The sequence below is a fragment of the Mucilaginibacter sp. OAE612 genome, assembly GCF_041806395.1.
In the GTDB taxonomy this organism is placed as follows: Bacteria; Bacteroidota; Bacteroidia; order Sphingobacteriales; family Sphingobacteriaceae; genus Mucilaginibacter; species Mucilaginibacter rubeus.
Genome location: NZ_JBGMUW010000001.1, coordinates 1,066,802 through 1,088,525, shown reverse-complemented (window position 1 = coordinate 1,088,525; position 21,724 = coordinate 1,066,802). Strand labels below are relative to the sequence as shown.

The window sequence follows — 21,724 nt, the reverse complement described above, 5'->3', positions numbered from 1 at the left end:
AACCATTGCGGGCCACAATACTGGATAAAGAATTGGTTTTCCAGCCCACAGGCAATAATATTATCTCAGAGGATGAGCTATTAAAAGTTATCCGCTGGTACAGTTACCGCAAAACTTTTTCCTGAAATATTGAGACAATTTTTACGGGCAAACCAGCTTTTGCGCCCGCCCATAAGCTCAATTAGCGTATATAAACTTTCCCGAACCGGGGAAGAATTAACCCTGCCATGACCTGCCTCGGCCAACCCTCACCATCCATCTTCATTGTATTGATATTGTTACAGATAGGCTTTTACTAAAATTATTCCTTCATCGGGTGGTTGAATAGATGATTAGAGGTATAAAAAAGCCTCTCCCTGGATAGGGAAAGGCTTAAGAGCGAAAGACGAGATTCGAACTCGCGACCCCGACCTTGGCAAGGTCGTGCTCTACCAACTGAGCTACTTTCGCATTGGTGGCCGCAAATATATAACTTCCACCAGGTGCTGGCAAAATATTTTTAAAAATTTTGCAAATTAAATTTAACACACTTTTAATCAAATACTTACACACGTCTCCAGACCTATTATAGTTTGTAATTAATGTCCGTGTAAGAAACAGGCACTTAAAAAAGGCAAAGAAGGTAATTAATTTATCCGTTTGGGTGTGTTTATTTAAAGTCGTTTTCTGATATGTTGACAAACAGTTTCCAGCACTATCGCACCTAATTATTAAATTTGAAGATAATTTCCTGATCCGGGGAGCAATAATATAACAAGTGTATGGTGTTGGAGCCTTTTCATGAACTCGTCCTTAAATTTATTGAAAATACTAACCGGCCGATATTTTTAACAGGTAAGGCAGGCACCGGTAAAACCACTTTTCTCCGCTGGATCAGGGCAAACGTTACCAAAAATCTGGCGGTTGTAGCCCCTACCGCAGTAGCAGCTATTAACGCCGGCGGCGTAACCATTCATTCCTTTTTCCAGGTGCCTTTCGGGCCGCAGGTGCCTGTAACGGATTATAACAATCACAGCACCCTGCTCAGGCAGGTAAGCCTCGAAAAATCAAACATATTAAAATGCCTCGATCTGCTCATTATTGATGAGATCAGTATGGTACGCGCCGATACCCTTGATTATATTGATACTGTATTGCGCCAGGTTAAAGGATCGGCGCGACCTTTTGGCGGTGTACAGTTATTGATGATCGGCGACTTGTTTCAGCTCCCCCCTGTTTATGAAAAAGACTGGCCGGTACTCAGAAACTTTTACAAAGGGCCTTATTTTTTTGATAGCCTTGCATTCCAAAAATTTCCGGTGTTAACATTTGAACTTACACAGGTTTACCGCCAAAAAGATCCGGTATTTGTGGAGATCCTGAACAGTATTCGCAATGGCTACGCCAACAACGAAATGCTGAACAAGCTTAACGCACATTATAACCCTAATCTGAATGCCAGCTGGCTTAAAGATTATGTAACCCTATCTACCCATAACCAACTTGTTAACGAAATTAACCAGCAGCGTTTAATGGAGCTTGATGGTGAAGCCCACACTTTTAAAGCCACCGTAACCGGCGATTTCCCCAAAGATGCCTGCCCCGCCGAAGATGAGCTTGTTTTGAAAGTTGGGGCACAAGTAATGTTCATTAAAAATGACAGCTCTGGTAAAAAGCAATATTATAACGGCCGCACGGGGCGCATCGTTGCAATGGGACCGGGTAATATTCGCCTTAGTTTCCTTGACGACGGTACCGAGTTTGAAGTGATCCCAGAAACCTGGCAAAACGTAAAATATGCATTGGCCGAAAATGAGCAGAAAGTAAATGAACAAAATAACGGTTCGTTTAGCCAATATCCGCTTAGGCTGGCCTGGGCCATCACCATACACAAAAGCCAGGGACTTACATTTGAAAAAGCGGTTATTGATGTCGACGCCGCCTTTGCTTTCGGGCAAGCTTATGTTGCGCTAAGCCGTTGCCGTTCGCTTGAGGGCATGATCCTGAAATCGCCGGTACGCCCCGAAAAATATCCGCACCGATCGAGAGATCATCAGCTTTATGCAAAATGCAGCTATCTCCATACCCGATGAAAATCTGCTGGAAAGTACTATCCGGCAAATAGCCCTGGAAGAAATGAAGGACATCTTCGATTTTTCGATGCTCACGGGTGCATGGAGGCAGCTTAAAACCATCATGCTAAACAGCGCGATTAAAAATAGCCCCTTATCCGAAAACATCAACAAAACCGATCACAGCTGGGAAACTGAAATTAAAACTATTGGCGACCGTTTTATCAGGAAGGAACTGGGCGCTTTACCCGATGATCAGCTTATCTGGACCAATGCCCCGTTTATAAGCAGGCTAAAAAATGCTGCTAACTATTTTCTGCCTAAATTAAATACTTTTTCGGAGGCTATTAACAGTTTTTATACTGTCATAAATAACACCAACCCTCCTGCCGAGTTTTACGACAGCTTAAATCACTTATTGGTTAACCTGAAAGCAAAAACGGCAGCATTTGTACGTCTGCCCATTGCTACATCGGGCAGGGATGTTTTATCGTCGGTACAGGAAGCAGGGATAAGTTACAAGCCCGTATATAAAAATTGGAACCCTAAAGCACTGCCAAAAGAGAAGGAAATTGTTAATCCCGAATTATACAAACAATTACTCAATTGGCGTAAAGAAACCAGTCTCGAACGTAAAATCCCCGAACATACGCTGGTGTCTGAAAACATGCTGCGCGATATCACTGCTAAGCTACCACGGTCATTAAACCAGCTTTCGCAATTAAAAAGTTTTGGTGATGCAAAAGCAACAGACCTGGGCGAACCCATTCTAAAAATGATCAGGACTTATTTAGGCGAAAACGACTTATTTTCCTAAAAAGAACGTCTAAAACCTCGGAATTTCCGGGCCGTTATATGGATTTTCGAGGGCATTTTTGATCCTCATTAACTGGTATTGGTGACGCCAATTATCAGGATAGTTTTTCATGTTCTTCAATAATTGCTTAACAAAATCGGCAACATGGAGCTGAGTTGTAGCGCGATCTAACCTTAATTCCTGGGGTAATGTAACATTAGTAAAGTATTCACTCAATTCTTCGTAGCTCATAGTGCAAAAGTAAAAGATTTTAGTGTATCTGTGCTAAAAACTCCTGCTGTTACTTTCCTTGCGGGAATTTATCTTCCATCAAATTTAAATGGATCCCGTACTCCAGCCAGGCTTTCAATCCATCTAATACCGTTGTGAAACCTCCTGTAGAATCTTTGATAGCAGCAATTAATTCATCTCCCGTTTGATTGAACCCATAATTCTGAATCTCTACATAGGTAGCATCCCCGCCCATAGGTTTAAAATTAAAATCAACAGTTGTAGCAGGCGATCCCCATTCAACGGTGATCAATTCGTTTTCTTTAATAACTATCGGAACCACTACCGATGATACACCATACATTTCCCATGACCAGATAACTTGTTTTCCGGTTTCCAGTTTACCTGTTGATTGGGTAAACCAAAATTGCGTGGTAACATACGGATCAATAAAAGCGTTAAACACTTCAGCAACAGGCTTGCGAATCAGCATTTGCGCTTCGGCGCTCTTTGATTTTTCAACTTTCATATTAATTAAATATTAAAGGACCTAAAATGTAATAAATCCGTGCTCCAGGATAATTAGTTTTAAAATAACATTTATCATATTTTAAATGTTTTATAGCAGGCAAGTCAAATGCAAACTGCTTCATATTATCCTCATTTAGGATTTGTATCTTTGTTTAACATTATTTAACTATCATTCGCTTGGAGTTTCGGGTTTGCTTTCTTTTATTTATAAGCGTAATGCTGGCATTGTTATCCCCAACTAAAATCCGCAGAGTTTTATTTATCTGCCTGTTTATCTTTATTTTACCATCGGCCCTGTTTGCACAAAATCTTTTTTTGCAAAAGGTTGAGATGTGCAATATCACCAATTATTGCATGGACTGCGGCGATCCCAAGGCCAGTTGCGACCAGCTTGCCATTGATTTTGTTTCTGCGAGGATCAATAACCGTTATCTGCTAAAAGAAGCTACGGGTTCCATAACGTTCCAGGTTTTGGTGGATGAGCGGGGTTTTAGCTGCGTGCTTAGCCATAATGATGCGAGCAAAAGCGCCCTCACCAACGAGTTGATCACCTACCTGAACGGTTGTATCTGGAAGCCGGCCAAGGTAGATGGCAAGCCGGTGGCCTCATCTGTAAATGTGATCTTTCGCTTTATAAGCGGCGGCGTTTATGGCCAGGTACAGAGGTTGGATCTTGCCGAAATGAAACCACCCGGCGACCCAACCATTTACAATAAAACTTTCACCTACACCAATCCATCATTAAAAAACTACGACTTTACGGTATGGACAAAATATAACTCGCCCCTGGTTGATAACATCGCCAAATCAGCTGCTATGGATCAATCGGATCTGTTATGGTATGCTACCGAAAAAGGAATGACCCGCTTTGAGGGAACAACGTTTATCCCGGTTAATGAATATAATTCGCCATTCCCGTCAGATGCAAACATAAAGGAAGTCACCATCGACAGGGATAATAATAAATGGGTTTATTACGATAATAAAATATTTATGTACGGCAGTGGCGGCTGGCAGCTGTTTGATTTTAAGCAATTTTTGGCAGGTGGGGTTAACCAGGTGCTGAACAGCCGCAATGGCGAATTACTTTTCACCACCCAAAACGGTCTTGTTGTAAAAAGGAAAGATAAAGTAGTAGTAATAAACAAAAAATCGATGCCTGAAATGCCCTCAAGCAATGTGCTTTTTGCTTATGTAGATAGTCAAAAACGGCTTTGGATAGGTACGTCAAAAGGCACCATCATGATTGATAAAAGCGTTATCACCTCATTTAACAGCCTTAACAACACTCCTCTGAAAAACGCCAGTATTTCGGGCGCGGTGGAGGATGAAAAAGGAAATGTTTACTTCTCACTGGTTGATTGTAATAAACAAACAGGTGAAAATGATAGTGACAAAGAAGGTATAGCCGTACTAAAGTTTAATGGCAACTGGCTGCATTATAATGATAAAAACTCGGGCATGCCTGCTAACCATGTTAATACCATGTTGTATGATAAGTTTGAGCATGTTTTGTGGCTGGGTACAGACGAATCGGGCATTGCCAGGTTTGACTTGAATAGTGGTTGGGAAAATTACCACAACAACAATTCGCCGCTCCCTGGTTTTACTATTTACCAGATTGTACAAGATTCAAAAGGTATTATTTATGCCACCACTGCTAATGGTTTGTTAAGGATCAGGAAAAAGACGGGAGCTTAACATTAAGCAACTGTATATTATCAAAATGGCCTGAAGCTTATAAATAAGCCGTTTACGTTTGTTTGCTGATTGCCATCAGATTCCCTTTTAGCAAACGTTAATATGGCAAGCAATCAAACACAATCTAACCTAATCAAAGGATATAACTCAATAGTCTCTATTGGGTCTTAAATTTACCTGGTAAGTTCATCTATGTTTAATTTGGCATATTCCTTTTCTTGTCCCACCCCCGTAATTGTCATCTTTCCCCTTCCCTCAAACATCATTTACAATTAGTTTTGTTATGTAGCCGGTGTTTTTAAAACTATCTTTAAATAAAACTACAATCATGATGCTCCAAAATAAAAACGCGGTAATTTACGGTGCTGGCGGTTCATTAGGCGGTGCTGTTGCAAAGGCACTGGCCGGCGCCGGCGCGCGCGTATTTCTAACCGGACCTAACCCCGGGTCAATTAGAAAGATATTCGATGAAATTATTGCTGCAGGGGGATTGGCTGAAATAGCAATTGTAGATGCATTTGACGAAAAAGCAATTGATCGGCATTTACAGCAAGTGGTAAGCAGCGCAGGGACGATTGATATCTCGTTTAACGCCGTTGGAGTTGACGTTGTGCAGAATGTACCGCTTACCGAAATATCAGCCGAAGACTTTGTAAAGCCCATTACCCTTACTATGCAAACCCGTTTCATGACCGCTATTGCAGCAGGCAAAGTAATGATGAAACAAAAATCAGGAGTAATTTTATCGCTTACAGCTACGCCGGGAGGTATAGGCTATCCTCACACAGGTGGCTTTGGCCCCGCTTGCAGCAGTGTTGAAAGTTTTTCGCGCACACTGGCATCCGAATTGGGTGCTTACGGCATCCGCGTGGTTAATATCCGATCGGGAGGCTCGCCCGATTCGCGCGTGTTCAAAAACGCAATTGACGCCATGCCCGATGTTATGGACCCTATCCTCAAAAAAATGGAAGCTGATACCATGCTCAAAAAACTACCATTAATGGCCGATATTGCTAATACCGCGGTTTTTCTGGCATCGGATCTGGCTGGCCAGATTACAGGCGTTACCATTGATGTAACCGGAGGTACAACTGCAGCATTAAATTACAGAGTAAACAGGCTTGATTAAACGGGTTTAGGAAAGAAACGCCATTAATTGATCCCAAAAAAGACAAGCATAAAAATCAGGTCGGGGCATTACAGTTAACTACTTTCCGCCCATAAATCCTATCGATTTTGCCGGGACCTGTTTCGTTACTACGCCTTCAATGTAAAGCTGACCATCCTTAATTTTATAATCGAGGGCACGTTCATCAACTTTATAGTCATCATCGTTAAAAAGGTCCTTCAATTTGCTCAGCAATTCTTTGCGATCAAATACCGGGCTGATACTTAACTGATCGTCAACCGGGGCAAGTATAATGCCATCTGCTCTGTATGAAAATATTTTAGATTCCATTCATTTGATAAAGATAGGCTTATATGCCGAACATCAACAAAGCGATCTCCTATGATTTTCGCCGGTAAACCTTGTGCTTTGCAAAGCCTTTGCCGCTTTGATAAATCCCGTTTATAGGTTGTGTTTGTTTAAGCTTATCAGCCGATGTATCGTTAAAGCCATGTTTTGCTATTCCGCTATAGGCGGCAGGAATCCATTCCAACTTTAGTTTACAGGAGTTATCCATAGCTATATTCAAATAAATATAAATTTACAAAACAAGAAGCATTCATATCACGGACAAACCATACAATAGTTTATGCCAGCGCATCGGCAGCAAATTGGCGACAAATTTTCACCTCCTTTACCGCGTCTGACCCTTCAGGGATTTTATACTCCAGCTCAATGGTGGCCGGGAATTTATAGTGGTTATTTTTAAGCAGTTGCAGTACTTCTTTTATCGGAGTATCGCCCTGTCCCCAGGGTTGGTTGGGACCGTCATGAAACTTACGATCTTTGATGTGCATGCTGATTATACGGTCATGATATTTTTCAATAAAGGGAACCGGGCTGCTGCTGGTACCCGCTACATAATGGCCGATATCCAAATTAATTCCGTTATACTTTGACTGGGCCAGGGCCGCGTCCCAAAGGGTTGGCGTGGCCTGGGTGTGGGCATGGTAGCCAACCATCATTTTATGTTTGGCGGCTATATCACCAAGGCGTTTGGTTTGAACCTCATCAGGCAACTCAACAGTTACGTGATTTACACCCAAAGCTTTCCCTGCATTAAAGGCATAATCAATTTCGGCATCGCTGTTTTTAGTACCGAGGGCATTGGGTTTCCAGGCATAAATATTGACACCGGCATCATGGTACATCTTCCTGATCTCCTTAAATTTATCCATTGGAGCCGAGACACGCCATTCGGCTATCTTTTTTCCAAATGCAGCCCAGTCTTCGCCAGCTTCCTGTTTAGGGGCACCGGCGTATATTTCGGCGGCATCGCCCATAAGTTCAATGGCGTTAATATTACAGTCGATACAGTACCTCAATAAATCTTCGATTGTGCCCGGCATGCTCCTGAATGAGTAGGTGATCACGCCTATTTGTACGCCATTGATAAGCGAGTTGGGTTTATCAACCCTGCCTGAAACCACGCCGGCGAATGATGATTTTGAAAATGCTAAAAGCCCCGCTGCGGCAAGTGCGCTGCTGCCAATAAACCTGCGCCTTGATAAGTTATGCTGCTTCATAAATTTTATAGGAAATACATTGGTTTACACCAAAGTTATCAATTAATTGATGCCTGCAAATTGTGTATTGAAAGTGTTACTAACAAAGTTAATTTGTAGCGTTTTGCCTGGTATTAACGTAAAGTATTATAAACCTTATGCTATGAAAAAGCTGTTTTTATTTGGCGTGCTCGCCGTTTTATCAGGCTGTAAAAAAGGCAATACCCCTAATAATGATCAGTTGATTGGCAGGTGGGAGTACCGCGGCACCAGTTGTTACTGCGAGCCTCCCAAAGATCTTAATTCGATAAGGCCGGGCAACGGCAACATTATTGTTTTTACCGCTAATACGTACAAACGATTTAAAAAAGACACCCTGATAAACAGTGGCACTTACCGTACCCGGAAATATGATAATGCAAATGAGCAAATCATGTATGACAATGATACCACGAGCAACAGTATCACATTTTTTAGGGTAGAAGGCAAAATACTGACTTTTTACGGGACAGTTCCCCTTGCAGCAGATGGCTCCGAATCTCACTATGAGCGGTTATAATATTATGGTACAGGCCAGTGGAAGCACAGCTGATATCCATCCGGATCAAGCAGAGAAATGGCTTTCCAGCCATAACCTGTAATTTGAGGTTGTTTAAGGTGCATGCCCTTACTTAATAAATAGCTATATAGCATATCAATGTCGGGGTGGCCGAAATAAAGTGAAGTATCGGCATGGGCAGAAACACGCTGTTCATCGGGCTCGAAAGGGCGGCCTGGCTTTTCGTACACGGTGTTGAGCATTAGTTCTATACCATTAAGTTTCAATAAAACCCAATCAACATCATCTCCTTCGCCCGATGCCTGCACTATTTCAAAACCCAGCACATCGCGGTAAAATCCTAAGGCCACGGGCATATCAAAAACCTGAAGCAAGGGGGCTATGCCCTGTATTTGTTTTGTGGTAGTGCTATCGCTCATAATCTCCTTCTAATAATTCTAATAAAAAAGATTTACAGCTATTACTTTCCGAGTTGAAGCCATATATCATAATAAGATAAATGAATACCAACATACCAAATGGAGTTATTGATAAGGGTCAGACCTATCAGACATTGAAGAATGTATCCAACCGCCAAAACCCGCGACCATTAAAAAAGCAGCCATTCCAATGATAATATATTCTATTTCCTGGTGCATAGCCATGGTTATATAAAGACAACTTCCCGTTTCCGCAAACTCCACGCGCCCCTTTATCAAAGGTATAAACGAATTCCTACCAACAACTACGGGTTCAATTTTAAACTTACCAATATTTACATACCCTTTAAAAGGAGTGGGATACCTGTTGGTTAATTGTTCAAAGAAACTTCCTGTGAAAGCAGGGCTTACTTGTTCTGTCAATCTTAATCTTACCTCTTCGGGGTTAAGCGGACTTATAATGGAAAATTTTTCATATGGCCACCAATTCATAACTAACAGATATTTACGTTAAAAGTACCAATACTGCTCATCAAAACCTATTTAAATAATAGATACCCCTGCACGAAAACGAACAATAAATGTATCATAACGATGCACATTATTGCATTAAAAACAATAGCAATTAATTGAATATCAATATCATAAATACATGGCACTTAATTTGAGTTCATAACAAAGATTACTGTATATATCATGAGACACGGCAAACAACTGGAAAGGCGTACTTTTAACCAGGACCGTTTTGAAATACTTATTAAACGGCAAAAAAACGGTATAGCCACCTTTAACGAGCTCACCGAACTGGATGAGATCGTAAACCGTGACCCTGAGATCCGTGAAATTGTTTTGGAAGAAATGCAGGATGCCGATACCCCAAATCCTCCGGACGATGATCAAATTCAAATGGTTGAAAAACCGGTCAGGAAAAGTTTCATCGAAAAGATAAAGGCGTTCATTAATCGCCTGTTCGCAGTTGAAAGCGATGATCTGAATCCCGCCATCGCTGCATAGGCAATGTAAACCTGTAAACAATTTTTAATTGGCGCACCATTCAAAACAAAACGGAACAATCTTTATAGATATGTTTGCAACACTGTTATGAAGCAAACTGTTTATGAAAATATTTCAGCAAATGCTTCAGCTTAGGGAGCGCAAAAGAGGCTCACATCTTATGACAGCGAAGTAATGAATGCATTGCCTCAAATACAAGAGCTAAAAACCGGTATTTGCCAGGTATTTATTCAGCATACTTCGGCATCATTAACCATTAATGAAAATGCCGACCCAACCGTTATTTTATGCAGATTAAAATTATATGGCCGTTGTTGAAGCTGGTACCTATGTACAGCTAAGACTTGGCCACAGGTTCAGATATCTTATTCAGAATAAACGCTGCCAACCCTGTCGCGCAGGTTATAGCCTGATGCCATCACCTCACCATAAGCACCCGCGGTACGTACAGCTATCAGGTCGCCGCGGAATGACTCAGGCAGGCTCACATCCTTCTGAAAACAATCCGTGCTTTCACATATCGGCCCAACAACGTCATATTTCAGACCATGGTCTATGGTCCATGGTCCATGGCCTTTCCTGCTCAAATTCTCTATCTGGTGATAAGCCTGATAAAGCATCGGACGAATCAGCTCGGTCATGCCGGCGTCAAGGATCAGGAAGTTCTTTTTCTGCCCGTTTTTAACATACAATACACGCGATATAAGCGACGCACTTTGGGCTACCAGTGCACGGCCAAGCTCAAAATGAACTTCTTGCCCCGGCTTAACGTTCAGGAAGTTTTTAAACACCTGGAAGTAGGCTTCAAAATCGGCTATGTTGTTATCCGGGCTGTAATAATCAACCCCGAGGCCACCGCCGGTATTAAGCACTTTTATCGGGAAGCCACGATCTTCAAACCATTCCTGCATTTCATTAATGCGGGTACACAGGTTTTTGTAAACTTCAAGGTCGGTAATTTGTGAACCAATATGGAAGTGGATACCTAAAAATTGCAGGTTATCACATTTGCGCAAAGCAGCGGCAACATCAGGTAATTGCCAGGTATTGATGCCGAACTTGTTTTCATCAAGTCCGGTGGTGATGAAATGGTGAGTATGTGCATCAACATTCGGGTTAATGCGGATAGCCACGCCAGCTTTTTTGTTTTTTGCTTTAGCAAGGCCATCAATAATGAAAAGCTCCTGAATGGATTCGACATTGAAGCAGAAGATATCCGCATCAAGGGCCAGGTTTATTTCACGGTCTGATTTGCCTACACCTGCAAATACAACTTTGCTTTTATCAAAGCCATGATCAATAGCTGCCCGAACTTCATTACCGCTCACGCAATCGGCGCCAAAGCCATAGGTTTGTATGGTGTCAATGACTTTTGGGTTAAAGTTGGCCTTCATGGCATAATGCACATGGAAACCATGCTTTGCAGATGCATCGCGGCAGGCGCTTAGGGTGTTTTTAAGCACCTCGAGATCGTAGTAATAAAACGGGGTATCTAAGCCGTTGAATTTATCTATAGTTTTACTTGTGAACATGGGTAATATTTCATCAAATCATGCTGAACTATTGCATATCAGGGATTGCTTCGTTCCTCGCGATGACGTTTTAAATTAAAAATTTCAAATAAGGCAATTCCGAAATCGAAAATCCGATATCCGGAATTAAAACAACCTGTTATGTAAACTTCTTAAAGCCTCAACCTTATCCTCTGTTTTAACCAGTAACGACAGGTTGTGATCACTGCCACCGTATGATATCATTCTTAAAGGGATATGTTTAACAGCTTCAAGCACACGTGCGGCATACCCATGTTTTTCGGCCCCGAAATCACCTACCACACAAATAATGGTTTGGTTTACATCAATTTCCACCGAACCGTAAGCGTTTAATTCTTTGGTGATGTCGCCCAGGTAAGTGGTATCATCGATGGTAACAGAAACACCAACTTCTGATGTGGTGATCATATCGATAGATGTTTTATAACGTTCAAATACCTCGAATACCTTGCGTAAAAAGCCATGTGCCAAAAGCATTCTGCTCGATTGGATCTTGATAGCCGTAATGGCATCCTTAGCAGCTATAGATTTGATCTTGTCCTTTTCGCTGGTATTGGTGATTAGGGTACCCAGCGCTTTAGGATCCATTGTGTTTAATAAACGAACCGGAATCTTATATTTTTGAGCAGGGAACACGCTTTGCGGGTGCAGAATTTTGGCACCAAAATAGGCAAGCTCAGCAGCTTCATCAAACGATAGCTGAGCAATAGGCTGTGTGCCTTTTACAATCCGCGGGTCGTTATTGTGCATGCCGTCGATATCTGTCCAGATCTGGACTTCCTCGCTGCGGATGCCGGCACCAATCAATGAAGCGGTATAATCGCTGCCGCCGCGGCGCAGGTTATCTATCTCGCCATAAGCATTGCGGCAAATATATCCCTGGGTAATAAACAAGTTTACTTCGGGGTGCTTATCAAGCAGCGGGAGCAGGTTTTCGGTAATATGATCAACAATGGGCTCATTATCCTCATCTATCTTCATAAAATCCAGGGCAGGCAGCAATACCGATGGGATACCTATCTCCTTTAAATAAACATGATAGAGGGTAGTTGAAAGCAGTTCGCCCTGTGCAACGATGATCTTATCTTCAATATGGGTGAAAAGATCATTCGCCAGGTTGCTGAGCAACGAAAAATGGTAGTCGATAACCTCTTTGCCCTGGGCTAAAAATTCGGGTTTCGCAAACAATTCCTTAATAAAAATTTCGTACTTATCCTTTAGGATAGTAATAAGCTGCACTGCCTTCTTCTTATCGCCGGCGAGATATGCTTGTCCAATTTCTACGAGGCTGTTTGTTGTGCCTGACACTGCCGATAGCACCACTACCTGGCGCTCGGCCGGGTTAATGATATCAAGCAGCGCTTTCATCCGGGCGGGGCTACCTACTGATGTCCCACCAAATTTTAAAACTTTCATTTTTATGTTGCTGTTAACCGTATATGATCGGTGTTCCTGAACATCATTTTACTGATATTCAAGCACCAATATTTGAGGCGCTAAAAATAGTGTTTTAAAACGCTTTAATGTAATGTGATTGGAATTTAAATTTGACGGGCATATCGCTTCTGAGTTTTGAAATTCGTTGGGCTTTGATTGAGAAATGACATCTCCGTTCCGTCATTCGGTATAAAATGTCGGGATCGTAATAAACCCAATTTTATCACTTTCCCCTCAACATATCAAGCGAGTAAAAACTCTCGCGCCAGTAAATGCCGCCCTGTACAACTGTTATTATTGATGCTTTTAAAAAATGCCAGGCCAGAAATAGCCCCGAAAAGGGTATCATGAATGCATACCACCACTTATTTGGTGGCACTATCATCATATAAATAATATGGGATACCAGCATAATAGCAGCCATGATGCGGATACCTGCAGTGCCGAAAATAAACATCAACGGCATGGGCAGAGCTACTGTTAATAACATATTCAGCACGTTAATAATGGCTTGCACAAGATTATAGTTGGCAACAGCAAATGAGTTTTTCTGCACACCGCGCCCAAGCTCACCAAGATTTTTATACCATTCCAGGCAAACGTAACCCTTACCGGCTAAAACATCCTGCCGTAAACCTTCTTTTTTTATCAATTGACCAAGTTGAAGATCATCATCCGGGCGCAGTTTTATGCGTACATGCGTGCCAATTTTTTCATAAGCTGTACGTCTGACCAAATTGAAAGCCCCTATGCCCGACGATGCTTTTGATTTCGGTTTTTTTGCCTCCCATGGTTTCATGGCAATCATGAGCATAATGCTTAATGTGGCAAATACACTGTTTAAAATTGACGACCGGGAGATCAACTCAGGTAACATGGTTAAATGATCAACCTCGTGCTTAACGGCATAACCGACAGCCTTGTTAATAGCATCAGGATGAAAAACGATATCAGCATCGGCAAAAAGCATCCATTCCTCAGTACTGCTAAGGTAACCCTGGTAAAGTGCGTTGTTTTTACCAAGCCATCCGTCGGGTAAAGTGTCTATCGTAGTTACCTGAAGCTTTGGATAGTGTAAGCTAAAATCTTTCAGGATGTCGGTGGTACGGTCGGTTGAGCGGTCGTTCACTACAATAAGGCGATGGTTAGGATAATTGATATGGCAAACGCTTTGCAAGGCTTTTTCAAGGTCTTCCTCCTCGTTTCGCACAGCTATAATGATGGCAAGGGGTGGGGGATTATCCATCACAGGTTGTCGGCTTACCTGTTTAATTTGTTTAAAGCCGATAAGCAGATAAAAGTTAAGCGCTAAAGTGGATACAAACAGTATTACGCTGTACCAGAATAATATCATGATAAATAGGTTTGGATAAAGGTGGGCAAAATCAGGAAATAATCACAACAAAAAATGGCATATTGCATTACCAATTTTAACACCTATGAAAAACATCAGCCGCAAAAAATTTATTGCTTCGGCCGCAATAGCTGCTGCCGGTTTACCTTTTGGTTTAAGTGCTTTGGCTAAGCAATCACCCTTAAATACTGACGTTGCCACAGGTAACCCCTCTGCGGGTGAAAAAATAAAAGTGAGCATATTTTCCAAACATATGCACTGGCTTAATTATGCCGATATGGCCGCTTTAACGGTACAGCTTGGTTTTGACGGAATTGACCTTACTGTAAGGCCCGATGGCCACGTGCTGCCCGAACGTGTTGCCGATGACCTGCCTAAAGCGGTTGAAGCTATTGAAAAAGCCGGGCTCAAGGTTTATACCATAGTAACCAATATTAAAACTGCTGATGAAAAATACGCCGAACCGATCCTGAAAACAGCATCGGCATTGGGCATTAAATATTATCGTACCGCCTGGTTTAATTATGATAAGGCTACCAGTGTACCGGCCAATATCAGGGCTATCAATAAGCAACTGGCCGGTCTTGCCCAGCTCAACAAAAGGTATGGCATGCACGGCGGCTATCAAAACCACTCCGGCGACTTGTTTGGAGCATCACAATGGGATTTATGGCTGAGCCTTGAAGGGCTTGATCCTAATAACATCGGTTGTCAGTACGATGTAAGGCATGCAACAACTGAAGGTGCCGATACCTGGCCTGTTACACTTGACCTGTTGAAGGCTTATTCCAAAACAATCAATGTAAAAGATTTTTACTGGGAGAAAAAGGGCGACAAATGGCGGGTGAAAAGTGTGCCATTAGGCGAGGGTATGGTTGATTATAAAAAATACTTCAGCCTGCTAAAACAATACAATATCAATGGCCCCATGAGCCTGCACTGCGAATATCCCTTAGGCGGGGCAGAGGATGGTAAACGTGAGCTGACTATTAGTAAGGATGAGTTTTCGGCCGCTTTAAAAAAGGATTTGACCAGATTGCGTGGATGGCTGGCAGAGTATGACCTGTAGGTCTCGTTCAACGCATTACAGGTTTAAGTATCCGCGCTTCAACCTGTCATTTTTTTTACTCCCCTAAAACTTGTTTTATAACAAATTTGTTACTAAATTTAATAACAGCATGCCCGTCGCTTGATCTCCCTGATCGCCCCGGGTTGCTCATAACCAATTATTAAACTAAAAGGAGGGCTTTATGAATCTGGTTCATAAAATTGAACACTGGGGCGACACTCATCACCCTAAAGTTTTGGATATTGTGCGTATTGTTCTTGGCGTATTTTTATTAGTGAAAGGCATAACTTTTATGGAAAATACATCATACCTGCGAGGTATTATTACCGATCAGGATGTTATTAACGTATCGCCAGATATGCTGATGATCCTGGTATACTATGTATCATTTGCCCACATGGTTGGTGGTATACTCATAGCCATGGGTATATTAACCCGTTTGGGCTGCATTATTCAGATCCCTATATTGGTGGGCGCAGTATTTTTAACAGGGATTTTCCAGGAACCTATCAATACCATGTTATGGCCATCAATTACAGCTCTGGCTCTGCTTATACTATTTACCATTTTAGGCTCCGGTCCATGGTCATTGGATAAAGTACTGTCGTTTAAGGGATAATGGAGAGATAAGAAATCAAGAGCCAGGAAAGGAATTTCTTTTAACTAACACCAAAACTGTAAAACTCCCAATTTGGGACTTAAAACTTCGAACTCAAAACTTCCGACTTCCAATTAATATCCTTTAACGGCTTCATCTACATAACACCATAGCCAGCGCTCACCTGGTTCGGCAGATATAACTACGGGATGGCCTGTAGCGTGGAAATGCTTAGTCATATGCGTATTGGGTGAACTATCGCAGCAAAGCGTAACGCCGCAGGTTTGGCAGGTACGCAGGTGCAGCCATGAACCGTGATGTTTTATGCATTCCTCACAAACGTAGCCTTTGGGCTCGGTTATGCTTTCAACAGCTTCGATGTGGGCACAGGTTTCTTCCATAGGTGTATGTAGTGATTAATAATTTAAACTTCGGCAAGATATTTATGTACGAAACTTATAGCCATTGAGCCTTCGCCTACGGCAGATGCCACGCGGTTCATAGCCCCGGCACGCACATCGCCGGCTGCAAATATACCCGGGCAACTGGTTTCTAACAGGAACGGATCACGTTTAAGCTTCCAAACTTTGTTAAAGTTCTCGTAACTGCGCAACTCCCGGCCGGTTTCAATAAAGTCTTTATTATTTTTAATGATGTCCAGCTTTATCCAGTCGGTATACGGCTTGGCACCAATAAATATATATAATGCGTTAGCAGTTTTAACTTCGCTTTCCTTGGTTTTGCAGTTTTGTATCGTAAGCTTTTCAAGGCAGTTAGTGCCTTCGGCCTCAATTACCTCGGTATTTGGCATAACCTTTATATTGGGCGTATCGGCAATCTGGTTGATCAGGTAGGCAGACATGGTTGCCGTCAAATCATCCCTGCGGATAATAATATGCACGTTTTTTGCAAATTTGGAAAGGTACATAGCTGCCTGTCCGGCCGAGTTACCTCCGCCAATTACAAACACCTCTTTACCTGTACATGCCGAAGCTTCGGTAGTAGCCGCGCCATAGTAAATGCCGGCTCCGGTAAAGTTATCAACGCCTTTAACTTCCAGTTTACGGTAATCAACACCGGTAGTAATTACTACTGTACGGCTGATGATCTCGGGCCCGTCATCCAAAATAATGGTTTTGTAGCCATCTTTTTGTTTGATATCGCTTACAGATTGGGGTGATAAAAATTCGGCGCCTAAACGCATAGCCTGACTTATGGCGCGACGGGTAAGATCGGCGCCGCTTAAACCTGCCGGGAAACCCAGATAATTTTCAATACGGGAGCTGGTACCGGCCTGTCCGCCCGGTGCTTTACGCTCAATCAATAAAGTTTTTAAGCCTTCTGATGAACCATATACGGCAGCAGCCAACCCTGCAGGGCCGGCACCAATGATCACCACGTCATAAACATCAGTGAGCTGGGTTGGATTTTTACCCATTTTATCGGCAATGTCCCTGATGGTTGGTTTTGTTAAACAACTGCCATCCTCAAATATCACCATCGGCAAATCATCGGTTGTGCGGTTATTGATGGTAAGCAAACTGGCCGAATCGATATTTTTTTCAATATCAAACCAACGGTAAGGGATCAGGTTACCGGCTAAAAAATCTTTTATAACGTGCGATTGAGGCGAAAACTGGTAGCCAACGAGCTTCATACCCACAAATTCGGGTATGTAGTGGCTATGCCAGTCATCGAGCAAGTCATTTATTACAGGATAAAGTTTTTCCTCTGGCGGGTTCCAGGGCTTCATCAGGTAATAATCAAGCTGTACATCGTTAATGGCTTTAATGGCGGCATCAGTATCGGAGTAGGCGGTAAGCAGTACCCGTTTAGCCTCGGGGAATACTTTTTTTGCCTTCTCCAAAAATTTAACGCCTTCCATTTCGGGCATGCGCTGGTCGCACAAAAATAAGGCGACCACCTCCGAACTGTTTTTCAGTTCGATAAGGGTATCATATGCCTCATTTGCCGATGTTGTGCTTAGTATTTTATATTCTTTGCCATACTGCGACTTTAAATCGCGGCTTATTGACCGCAGTACCTGCGGATCATCATCTATGGAAAATATTATCGGACGGCTCATAGGGTAAATATGCAGGCAAATTAACTAATATTTTTGGTAAAATCAGTTTTTTGCTAACCATTTATCGGGAAGCAAACTATAAACTCGGTATGCCCGGGTCTTGATTTTACCTTTATTGAACCGCGGTGCTGCTTCACAATACGCTGCACCACTTCAAGGCCCATACCAGTGCCTTTGCCCATTTCTTTTGTGGTAAAGAACGGATCGTAGATCTGGCTGATATTATCTTCGGGTATACCGGGCCCATCATCAATGATTCTTACTTCAACAAAGTCGTTATCTTTTTTTGTGCGGATGGTAAGTGTGCCTCTCTCATTTATTTCCATGGCATCAAGGGCATTATCAACCAGGTTGGTCCAAACCTGGTTAAGTTCGCCGATAAGCGCTTTCACTTCGGGCAGGGTTTCATCAAACTCTTCAATTACGGTAATATTTTCCTTCCTGATCTTGTAACCCAACATGGTAATCGTGTTACGGATCCCTACGTGGATATCGGCATACTGCTTATCCTGCGCGCGGTCCATGTGGGTAAATGTTTTAACGGAACTTACCAATTCGGCAATACGTCGTGCAGACTCCTGGATATCTTCAATCATCTTTTCGCCCATAAGCTTGGCACTAAGCCAGCCCATAATGATTGGTACCGCATGTTCTGGAATGTGCGATTTTAGTGCCTCCAGATTTTCGGTAGTAAAGCTAAAGTCAACAAAGCTTTCGGCTATATCATAGGCATCCTCAACACCGTTATCTTCCAGCCATTCTGATATTTCGTCTTCAAGTTGGGTGCGCTGTTTTAGTGTAAGGCGGGTATAGCATTCCTTTTTATTCAGGATCCTGAAAAGTTCGTCTGTCAAACCATCAACCTGCTCATCACTCGCCCTTATGGCAAACATATTTTTTAGGTGGGCAGGCACCATACGCAGGTGTTTTCTTAATGACAGCGAGTCGCGCACAATGGCCGATGCCGGGTTATTAAGCTCATGCGCTAAACCGGCAGATAGCTTACCTAAAGCCATCATTTTATCATTTTGCTGCTGCATGGCCGTAAAATCGCGTACGCGGGTAGTCATGATATGTACCAGCGCCTGCGTAAGCTCAAAATGGTTCCGAATCATCTCCATGATTTCGGCTGTAGGGTAACTCAACACCGTCAGTTCGCCAACAGCCTGGGCATAGCCTTTGGCTATGAGACCGCGGGAATAGGGCATATAACCCGTGATACTTCCTTTTTCAACCATGGTATAGTCGCGACGCGAACCCTGCTGCATCATAAAGAAGCGCATGTTGCCTTCTATTATAAAATGTGGGCCTGTAAGATCCTGCCCCGGCTCCATTAGGTATTCACCATCTTCAAATGTTAAGATCTCACTTTTATCAATCAGCCATTGCAGCTGATCGTCGGGTATATTGGCCAAAGCTTCAAAAGCTTTTAAGTCTGATACGCTTACCTGTAGTTCACTTACCTTTTGCATAATTTAAAAGTAGGGAATATTATTTAATGATGTAAAAATGAGGCAAAAAATTGCAATTAGGTGAACCTGTGCAGGATGGATTTTGTTTGTCTGTACCAGGATTTTGTCTGAACCGGGATTTAGGGGATTATTGGATTCCCTGGATTCGTGTCCTCATGAAACGCTTTGTTAATATGGAAAGTTGATGGCTTTGAAGGCGATCGTGGAGACACGATCGCAGGGGCAGAATATCGAATGGCTCGGTTAATCTTCAGGCAGCATTCAAAAATCCAGTAATCAGGAAAATCCTATAAATCCGGGTTCAATTCCATTTGCTCAAAAATACCCCGAAGGCTTCTTTATACTGATCCCCAACGGTAATGTTCACTTTACCTATCTGTAAAGCGTTGCGGGTAATGGAGTTGATTTTATTGAGCGATACAATGAATGAACGATGTACACGCATAAAACGTTTGGATGGCAGTTTTTCTTCCAAAGCTTTTAAACTGGTGAGGGAAAGCAATGGTTTTTCCTTATCCTGAAGATAGATTTTTACATAATCTTTCAAACCTTCAATGTACAAGATGTCATTAAGAGCGATCCTTACTAACTGGTATTCTATCTTTAAAAACAAGTACTCTTCCTCTTCGGGTTCAGCGGCAATTACGGTTGCAGGGCTGTTCGAGCGGTTCACCAGTTCAAAATAATTCAGGGCTTTGTTTGAAGCATGCAAAAATTCTTCATAGTTAAAGGGTTTGAGCAGGTAATCGAGAGCATCAACCCGGTAGCCTTCAATAGCAAACTGGTTGTAGGCGGTGGTAAAAATAATGCGGGGTTTAGTTGCTCCGCGGCTGTCAAGCACCCGGGCCAGCTCCATGCCATTAAGGTTAGGCATTTGGATGTCCAAAAAAATAAGATCAACCTTTTGATCCTGCAAGCCGACAAGCGCCTCTACGGCACTGCTATAACGGCCAATCAGTTTCAGGAAGGGGGTTTGCTCGATAAAAGCACAAACCAGGCCCAGCGCAAGCGGCTCATCATCAATCGCTATGCAGTTAATTATCATGACAGGTTAAGGGTTAAGTGAACAGTATAGATATTGGCGGTTACATCCTCAGTAATATCCAGTTTATATTTTCCTGCATAGAGCAAATCAAGCCGGCGAATGGTATTGGTTAAACCGATACCTTTATTTTCGCCAATGTTTAGGTTATGATCTTTATAGATGCCATTCTCTACCTTTAACTCCAGCTGGTTATCATGCTGATCGATATTGATGTGGATAGCACTCGGCTCTGTAGCGCTGATGCCGTGTTTAAAGGCGTTTTCTACAAAAGGTAAAAAAATCATTGGGGCCACGGTTACATCATTAGTATGTGCAGGCGGAGTAAAGCTAACGGTTACTTTTTGGGTAAGGCGCAGTTCCATAAGGCTGATATAGTCTTTAATGAAAGCTATCTCCTGGCTTAATAATGCAGTGCCATGTTGTGTATCATATAACACATATCGCATCATGCGCGAAAGCTGGTGCAGCGCCTTGCGCGATGTTTCGGCGTTAACATGGGTAAGCGCATAAATGTTATTAAGCGTATTGAAAAAGAAATGCGGGTTAATCTGGGCTTTCAGGAATGATAATTCCGAGCTGATCTTATCCTGCTCCAGGGCCTGGCGCAGGCGGATATCCATCTGCCATTTTTGGATAGCCGTAATACTGGTGCTGATCCCTAAAACCAACGCCACTATAACGGTACCAAAAATATCCCAGCCGCCGCGGTCTTTTGGTTTTGGCGGGCGGTGCTGCCGGTGAAAAACCGCCTCCATGTGCTCATGCATATGCAGCGCTTTATCGGCCCAATTGTTAAGCAATAAAAAAACTATTACTACACCTACAACGGCTATAAAGTACATGCCGGTGCGGTCATGCAACAAAAATCGCGGAACAAGTAATTTGCTGTTAAAGTAATAGGCAGCAACCAGTATAAAAAAAGTAACCGCCTGTTTGATCCAAAACTGGTACGGAAATTCAACATTCCAGGTAAGCGGCTGGTAAAAGAACAACAGCAGTCCAAACACCACCCATATTAAGATATGAATGAGGACGGTAATGGTATTGCTTTTTGATTTAAGGCTCATTTAGGGGATTTACGCTACGGTGCACGGCAAATAAATTTACAGATATAATTCAGCAATATTACAAATCA

At 42.5% G+C, this 21,724-nt stretch carries 24 protein-coding genes and 1 tRNA gene; 9 read left to right on the top strand and 16 right to left on the bottom strand.

The genetic code is table 11. The annotated features are described in order from the left end of the window. Nucleotides 1–377 precede the first annotated feature (377 nt). Nucleotides 378–450, bottom strand: a tRNA-Gly gene (locus tag ABID99_RS04705). Between the two features lie 311 nt (nt 451–761). Here ABID99_RS04705 and ABID99_RS04700 point away from each other — a divergent pair. Continuing rightward, entirely contained in the window at nt 762–2,072 is a 1,311-nt protein-coding gene (locus ABID99_RS04700; protein ID WP_373613021.1) for an ATP-dependent RecD-like DNA helicase, read from the top strand. Further along, nucleotides 2,041–2,868, top strand: coding sequence for an HRDC domain-containing protein (locus tag ABID99_RS04695; RefSeq protein WP_373613020.1), 828 nt, complete (start codon nt 2,041–2,043; stop codon nt 2,866–2,868). The genes ABID99_RS04700 and ABID99_RS04695 overlap by 32 nt, the downstream gene beginning before the upstream one ends. A gap of 9 nt (nt 2,869–2,877) precedes the next feature. Here the strand turns inward: ABID99_RS04695 and ABID99_RS04690 are convergent, their stop codons facing one another. After that, on the bottom strand, nt 2,878–3,099 hold the full coding sequence (locus ABID99_RS04690) for a hypothetical protein (protein ID WP_129570495.1): 222 nt from the start codon (nt 3,097–3,099) through the stop codon (nt 2,878–2,880). Nucleotides 3,100–3,148: 49 nt separating this feature from the next. Then, a complete protein-coding gene (locus ABID99_RS04685; RefSeq protein WP_218117307.1) occupies nt 3,149–3,607 on the bottom strand; it encodes an SRPBCC family protein in 459 nt (152 codons plus the stop codon). A 218-nt stretch (nt 3,608–3,825) separates the two neighbouring features. Here ABID99_RS04685 and ABID99_RS04680 point away from each other — a divergent pair, with 218 nt between their 5' ends. Together ABID99_RS04680 and ABID99_RS04675 are read left to right on the top strand one after the other, a co-directional pair. Further along, nucleotides 3,826–5,310, top strand: coding sequence for a hypothetical protein (locus tag ABID99_RS04680; RefSeq protein WP_354486366.1), 1,485 nt, complete (start codon nt 3,826–3,828; stop codon nt 5,308–5,310). Between the two features lie 328 nt (nt 5,311–5,638). Continuing rightward, nucleotides 5,639–6,439, top strand: coding sequence for an SDR family NAD(P)-dependent oxidoreductase (locus ABID99_RS04675; RefSeq protein ID WP_176628620.1), 801 nt, complete (start codon nt 5,639–5,641; stop codon nt 6,437–6,439). Between the two features lie 78 nt (nt 6,440–6,517). Here ABID99_RS04675 and ABID99_RS04670 read toward each other — a convergent pair whose 3' ends face one another. The 3 genes from ABID99_RS04670 to ABID99_RS04660 all read right to left on the bottom strand — a co-directional run bounded on the left by ABID99_RS04670 (nt 6,518) and on the right by ABID99_RS04660 (nt 8,004). Further along, nucleotides 6,518–6,769 carry a hypothetical protein gene (locus ABID99_RS04670; protein WP_188833867.1) on the bottom strand — a complete coding sequence of 84 codons (252 nt, stop codon included), beginning with the start codon at nt 6,767–6,769 and terminating at the stop codon, nt 6,518–6,520. A gap of 49 nt (nt 6,770–6,818) precedes the next feature. Further along, nucleotides 6,819–6,995, bottom strand: a complete 177-nt coding sequence (locus ABID99_RS04665; protein WP_188833868.1) for a hypothetical protein — start codon at nt 6,993–6,995, stop codon at nt 6,819–6,821. A 70-nt stretch (nt 6,996–7,065) separates the two neighbouring features. Beyond that, on the bottom strand, nt 7,066–8,004 hold the full coding sequence (locus ABID99_RS04660; RefSeq protein WP_373613018.1) for a sugar phosphate isomerase/epimerase family protein: 939 nt from the start codon (nt 8,002–8,004) through the stop codon (nt 7,066–7,068). Between the two features lie 142 nt (nt 8,005–8,146). Between ABID99_RS04660 and ABID99_RS04655 the strand changes: the two genes are divergently transcribed. Next, nucleotides 8,147–8,542, top strand: coding sequence for a hypothetical protein (locus ABID99_RS04655; RefSeq protein WP_373613017.1), 396 nt, complete (start codon nt 8,147–8,149; stop codon nt 8,540–8,542). Nucleotides 8,543–8,544: 2 nt separating this feature from the next. Here ABID99_RS04655 and ABID99_RS04650 read toward each other — a convergent pair whose 3' ends face one another. Both ABID99_RS04650 and ABID99_RS04645 read right to left on the bottom strand, forming a co-directional pair. Beyond that, nucleotides 8,545–8,961: a VOC family protein gene (locus ABID99_RS04650; protein WP_373613016.1), complete on the bottom strand. Its 417-nt coding sequence runs from the start codon at nt 8,959–8,961 to the stop codon at nt 8,545–8,547. 105 nt (nt 8,962–9,066) lie between these two features. Further along, complete coding sequence (locus tag ABID99_RS04645; protein ID WP_373613015.1) at nt 9,067–9,384, bottom strand: hypothetical protein; 318 nt, start codon at nt 9,382–9,384, stop codon at nt 9,067–9,069. A 273-nt stretch (nt 9,385–9,657) separates the two neighbouring features. Between ABID99_RS04645 and ABID99_RS04640 the strand changes: the two genes are divergently transcribed. Both ABID99_RS04640 and ABID99_RS04635 read left to right on the top strand, forming a co-directional pair. Continuing rightward, the gene (locus tag ABID99_RS04640; RefSeq protein WP_090533293.1) at nt 9,658–9,975 is read left to right on the top strand and encodes a hypothetical protein; all 318 of its coding nucleotides are present in this window, start codon (nt 9,658–9,660) and stop codon (nt 9,973–9,975) included. A gap of 174 nt (nt 9,976–10,149) precedes the next feature. Then, entirely contained in the window at nt 10,150–10,293 is a 144-nt protein-coding gene (locus ABID99_RS04635; RefSeq protein WP_354486364.1) for a YjbQ family protein, read from the top strand. A 47-nt stretch (nt 10,294–10,340) separates the two neighbouring features. Here the strand turns inward: ABID99_RS04635 and lysA are convergent, their stop codons facing one another. The 3 genes from lysA to ABID99_RS04620 all read right to left on the bottom strand — a co-directional run bounded on the left by lysA (nt 10,341) and on the right by ABID99_RS04620 (nt 14,319). Continuing rightward, entirely contained in the window at nt 10,341–11,507 is a 1,167-nt protein-coding gene (gene lysA / locus ABID99_RS04630) for a diaminopimelate decarboxylase (protein ID WP_373613014.1), read from the bottom strand. Nucleotides 11,508–11,633: 126 nt separating this feature from the next. After that, nucleotides 11,634–12,944, bottom strand: a complete 1,311-nt coding sequence (locus tag ABID99_RS04625) for an aspartate kinase (protein WP_091170343.1) — start codon at nt 12,942–12,944, stop codon at nt 11,634–11,636. A 244-nt stretch (nt 12,945–13,188) separates the two neighbouring features. Further along, the gene (locus ABID99_RS04620; RefSeq protein WP_090533299.1) at nt 13,189–14,319 is read right to left on the bottom strand and encodes a glycosyltransferase family 2 protein; all 1,131 of its coding nucleotides are present in this window, start codon (nt 14,317–14,319) and stop codon (nt 13,189–13,191) included. An 85-nt stretch (nt 14,320–14,404) separates the two neighbouring features. Here ABID99_RS04620 and ABID99_RS04615 point away from each other — a divergent pair, with 85 nt between their 5' ends. Next, the gene (locus ABID99_RS04615; protein WP_090533301.1) at nt 14,405–15,388 is read left to right on the top strand and encodes a sugar phosphate isomerase/epimerase; all 984 of its coding nucleotides are present in this window, start codon (nt 14,405–14,407) and stop codon (nt 15,386–15,388) included. A gap of 181 nt (nt 15,389–15,569) precedes the next feature. After that, complete coding sequence (locus ABID99_RS04610) at nt 15,570–16,007, top strand: DoxX family protein (protein WP_090533303.1); 438 nt, start codon at nt 15,570–15,572, stop codon at nt 16,005–16,007. A 113-nt stretch (nt 16,008–16,120) separates the two neighbouring features. Here the strand turns inward: ABID99_RS04610 and ABID99_RS04605 are convergent, their stop codons facing one another. The 5 genes from ABID99_RS04605 to ABID99_RS04585 all read right to left on the bottom strand — a co-directional run bounded on the left by ABID99_RS04605 (nt 16,121) and on the right by ABID99_RS04585 (nt 21,656). Next, nucleotides 16,121–16,387: a UBP-type zinc finger domain-containing protein gene (locus tag ABID99_RS04605; RefSeq protein ID WP_090533305.1), complete on the bottom strand. Its 267-nt coding sequence runs from the start codon at nt 16,385–16,387 to the stop codon at nt 16,121–16,123. 23 nt (nt 16,388–16,410) lie between these two features. Next, complete coding sequence (locus ABID99_RS04600) at nt 16,411–18,072, bottom strand: response regulator (RefSeq protein ID WP_188833878.1); 1,662 nt, start codon at nt 18,070–18,072, stop codon at nt 16,411–16,413. A gap of 53 nt (nt 18,073–18,125) precedes the next feature. Further along, entirely contained in the window at nt 18,126–19,544 is a 1,419-nt protein-coding gene (locus ABID99_RS04595; RefSeq protein ID WP_090533309.1) for an ATP-binding protein, read from the bottom strand. A 301-nt stretch (nt 19,545–19,845) separates the two neighbouring features. After that, nucleotides 19,846–20,589 (bottom strand): LytTR family DNA-binding domain-containing protein, encoded by a 744-nt coding sequence (locus tag ABID99_RS04590; protein ID WP_188833879.1) that lies wholly within the window; start codon nt 20,587–20,589, stop codon nt 19,846–19,848. Further along, the gene (locus ABID99_RS04585; protein WP_373613013.1) at nt 20,586–21,656 is read right to left on the bottom strand and encodes a sensor histidine kinase; all 1,071 of its coding nucleotides are present in this window, start codon (nt 21,654–21,656) and stop codon (nt 20,586–20,588) included. The genes ABID99_RS04590 and ABID99_RS04585 overlap by 4 nt, the downstream gene beginning before the upstream one ends. Nucleotides 21,657–21,724: the final 68 nt, after the last annotated feature.

Excerpts from the sequence above, each read along its gene's own strand:
- ABID99_RS04700 (WP_373613021.1), top strand. The coding sequence starts at position 762 with ATGGTGTTGGAGCCTTTTCATGAACTCGTCCTTAAATTTATTGAAAAT.
- ABID99_RS04695 (WP_373613020.1), top strand. The coding sequence starts at position 2,041 with ATGCAAAATGCAGCTATCTCCATACCCGATGAAAATCTGCTGGAAAGT.
- ABID99_RS04690 (WP_129570495.1), bottom strand. The coding sequence starts at position 3,099 with ATGAGCTACGAAGAATTGAGTGAATACTTTACTAATGTTACATTACCC.
- ABID99_RS04685 (WP_218117307.1), bottom strand. The coding sequence starts at position 3,607 with ATGAAAGTTGAAAAATCAAAGAGCGCCGAAGCGCAAATGCTGATTCGC.
- ABID99_RS04680 (WP_354486366.1), top strand. The coding sequence starts at position 3,826 with ATGCTGGCATTGTTATCCCCAACTAAAATCCGCAGAGTTTTATTTATC.
- ABID99_RS04675 (WP_176628620.1), top strand. The coding sequence starts at position 5,639 with ATGATGCTCCAAAATAAAAACGCGGTAATTTACGGTGCTGGCGGTTCA.
- ABID99_RS04670 (WP_188833867.1), bottom strand. The coding sequence starts at position 6,769 with ATGGAATCTAAAATATTTTCATACAGAGCAGATGGCATTATACTTGCC.
- ABID99_RS04665 (WP_188833868.1), bottom strand. The coding sequence starts at position 6,995 with ATGGATAACTCCTGTAAACTAAAGTTGGAATGGATTCCTGCCGCCTAT.
- ABID99_RS04660 (WP_373613018.1), bottom strand. The coding sequence starts at position 8,004 with ATGAAGCAGCATAACTTATCAAGGCGCAGGTTTATTGGCAGCAGCGCA.
- ABID99_RS04655 (WP_373613017.1), top strand. The coding sequence starts at position 8,147 with ATGAAAAAGCTGTTTTTATTTGGCGTGCTCGCCGTTTTATCAGGCTGT.
- ABID99_RS04650 (WP_373613016.1), bottom strand. The coding sequence starts at position 8,961 with ATGAGCGATAGCACTACCACAAAACAAATACAGGGCATAGCCCCCTTG.
- ABID99_RS04640 (WP_090533293.1), top strand. The coding sequence starts at position 9,658 with ATGAGACACGGCAAACAACTGGAAAGGCGTACTTTTAACCAGGACCGT.
- ABID99_RS04635 (WP_354486364.1), top strand. The coding sequence starts at position 10,150 with ATGAATGCATTGCCTCAAATACAAGAGCTAAAAACCGGTATTTGCCAG.
- lysA (WP_373613014.1), bottom strand. The coding sequence starts at position 11,507 with ATGTTCACAAGTAAAACTATAGATAAATTCAACGGCTTAGATACCCCG.
- ABID99_RS04625 (WP_091170343.1), bottom strand. The coding sequence starts at position 12,944 with ATGAAAGTTTTAAAATTTGGTGGGACATCAGTAGGTAGCCCCGCCCGG.
- ABID99_RS04620 (WP_090533299.1), bottom strand. The coding sequence starts at position 14,319 with ATGATATTATTCTGGTACAGCGTAATACTGTTTGTATCCACTTTAGCG.
- ABID99_RS04615 (WP_090533301.1), top strand. The coding sequence starts at position 14,405 with ATGAAAAACATCAGCCGCAAAAAATTTATTGCTTCGGCCGCAATAGCT.
- ABID99_RS04610 (WP_090533303.1), top strand. The coding sequence starts at position 15,570 with ATGAATCTGGTTCATAAAATTGAACACTGGGGCGACACTCATCACCCT.
- ABID99_RS04605 (WP_090533305.1), bottom strand. The coding sequence starts at position 16,387 with ATGGAAGAAACCTGTGCCCACATCGAAGCTGTTGAAAGCATAACCGAG.
- ABID99_RS04600 (WP_188833878.1), bottom strand. The coding sequence starts at position 18,072 with ATGAGCCGTCCGATAATATTTTCCATAGATGATGATCCGCAGGTACTG.
- ABID99_RS04595 (WP_090533309.1), bottom strand. The coding sequence starts at position 19,544 with ATGCAAAAGGTAAGTGAACTACAGGTAAGCGTATCAGACTTAAAAGCT.
- ABID99_RS04590 (WP_188833879.1), bottom strand. The coding sequence starts at position 20,589 with ATGATAATTAACTGCATAGCGATTGATGATGAGCCGCTTGCGCTGGGC.
- ABID99_RS04585 (WP_373613013.1), bottom strand. The coding sequence starts at position 21,656 with ATGAGCCTTAAATCAAAAAGCAATACCATTACCGTCCTCATTCATATC.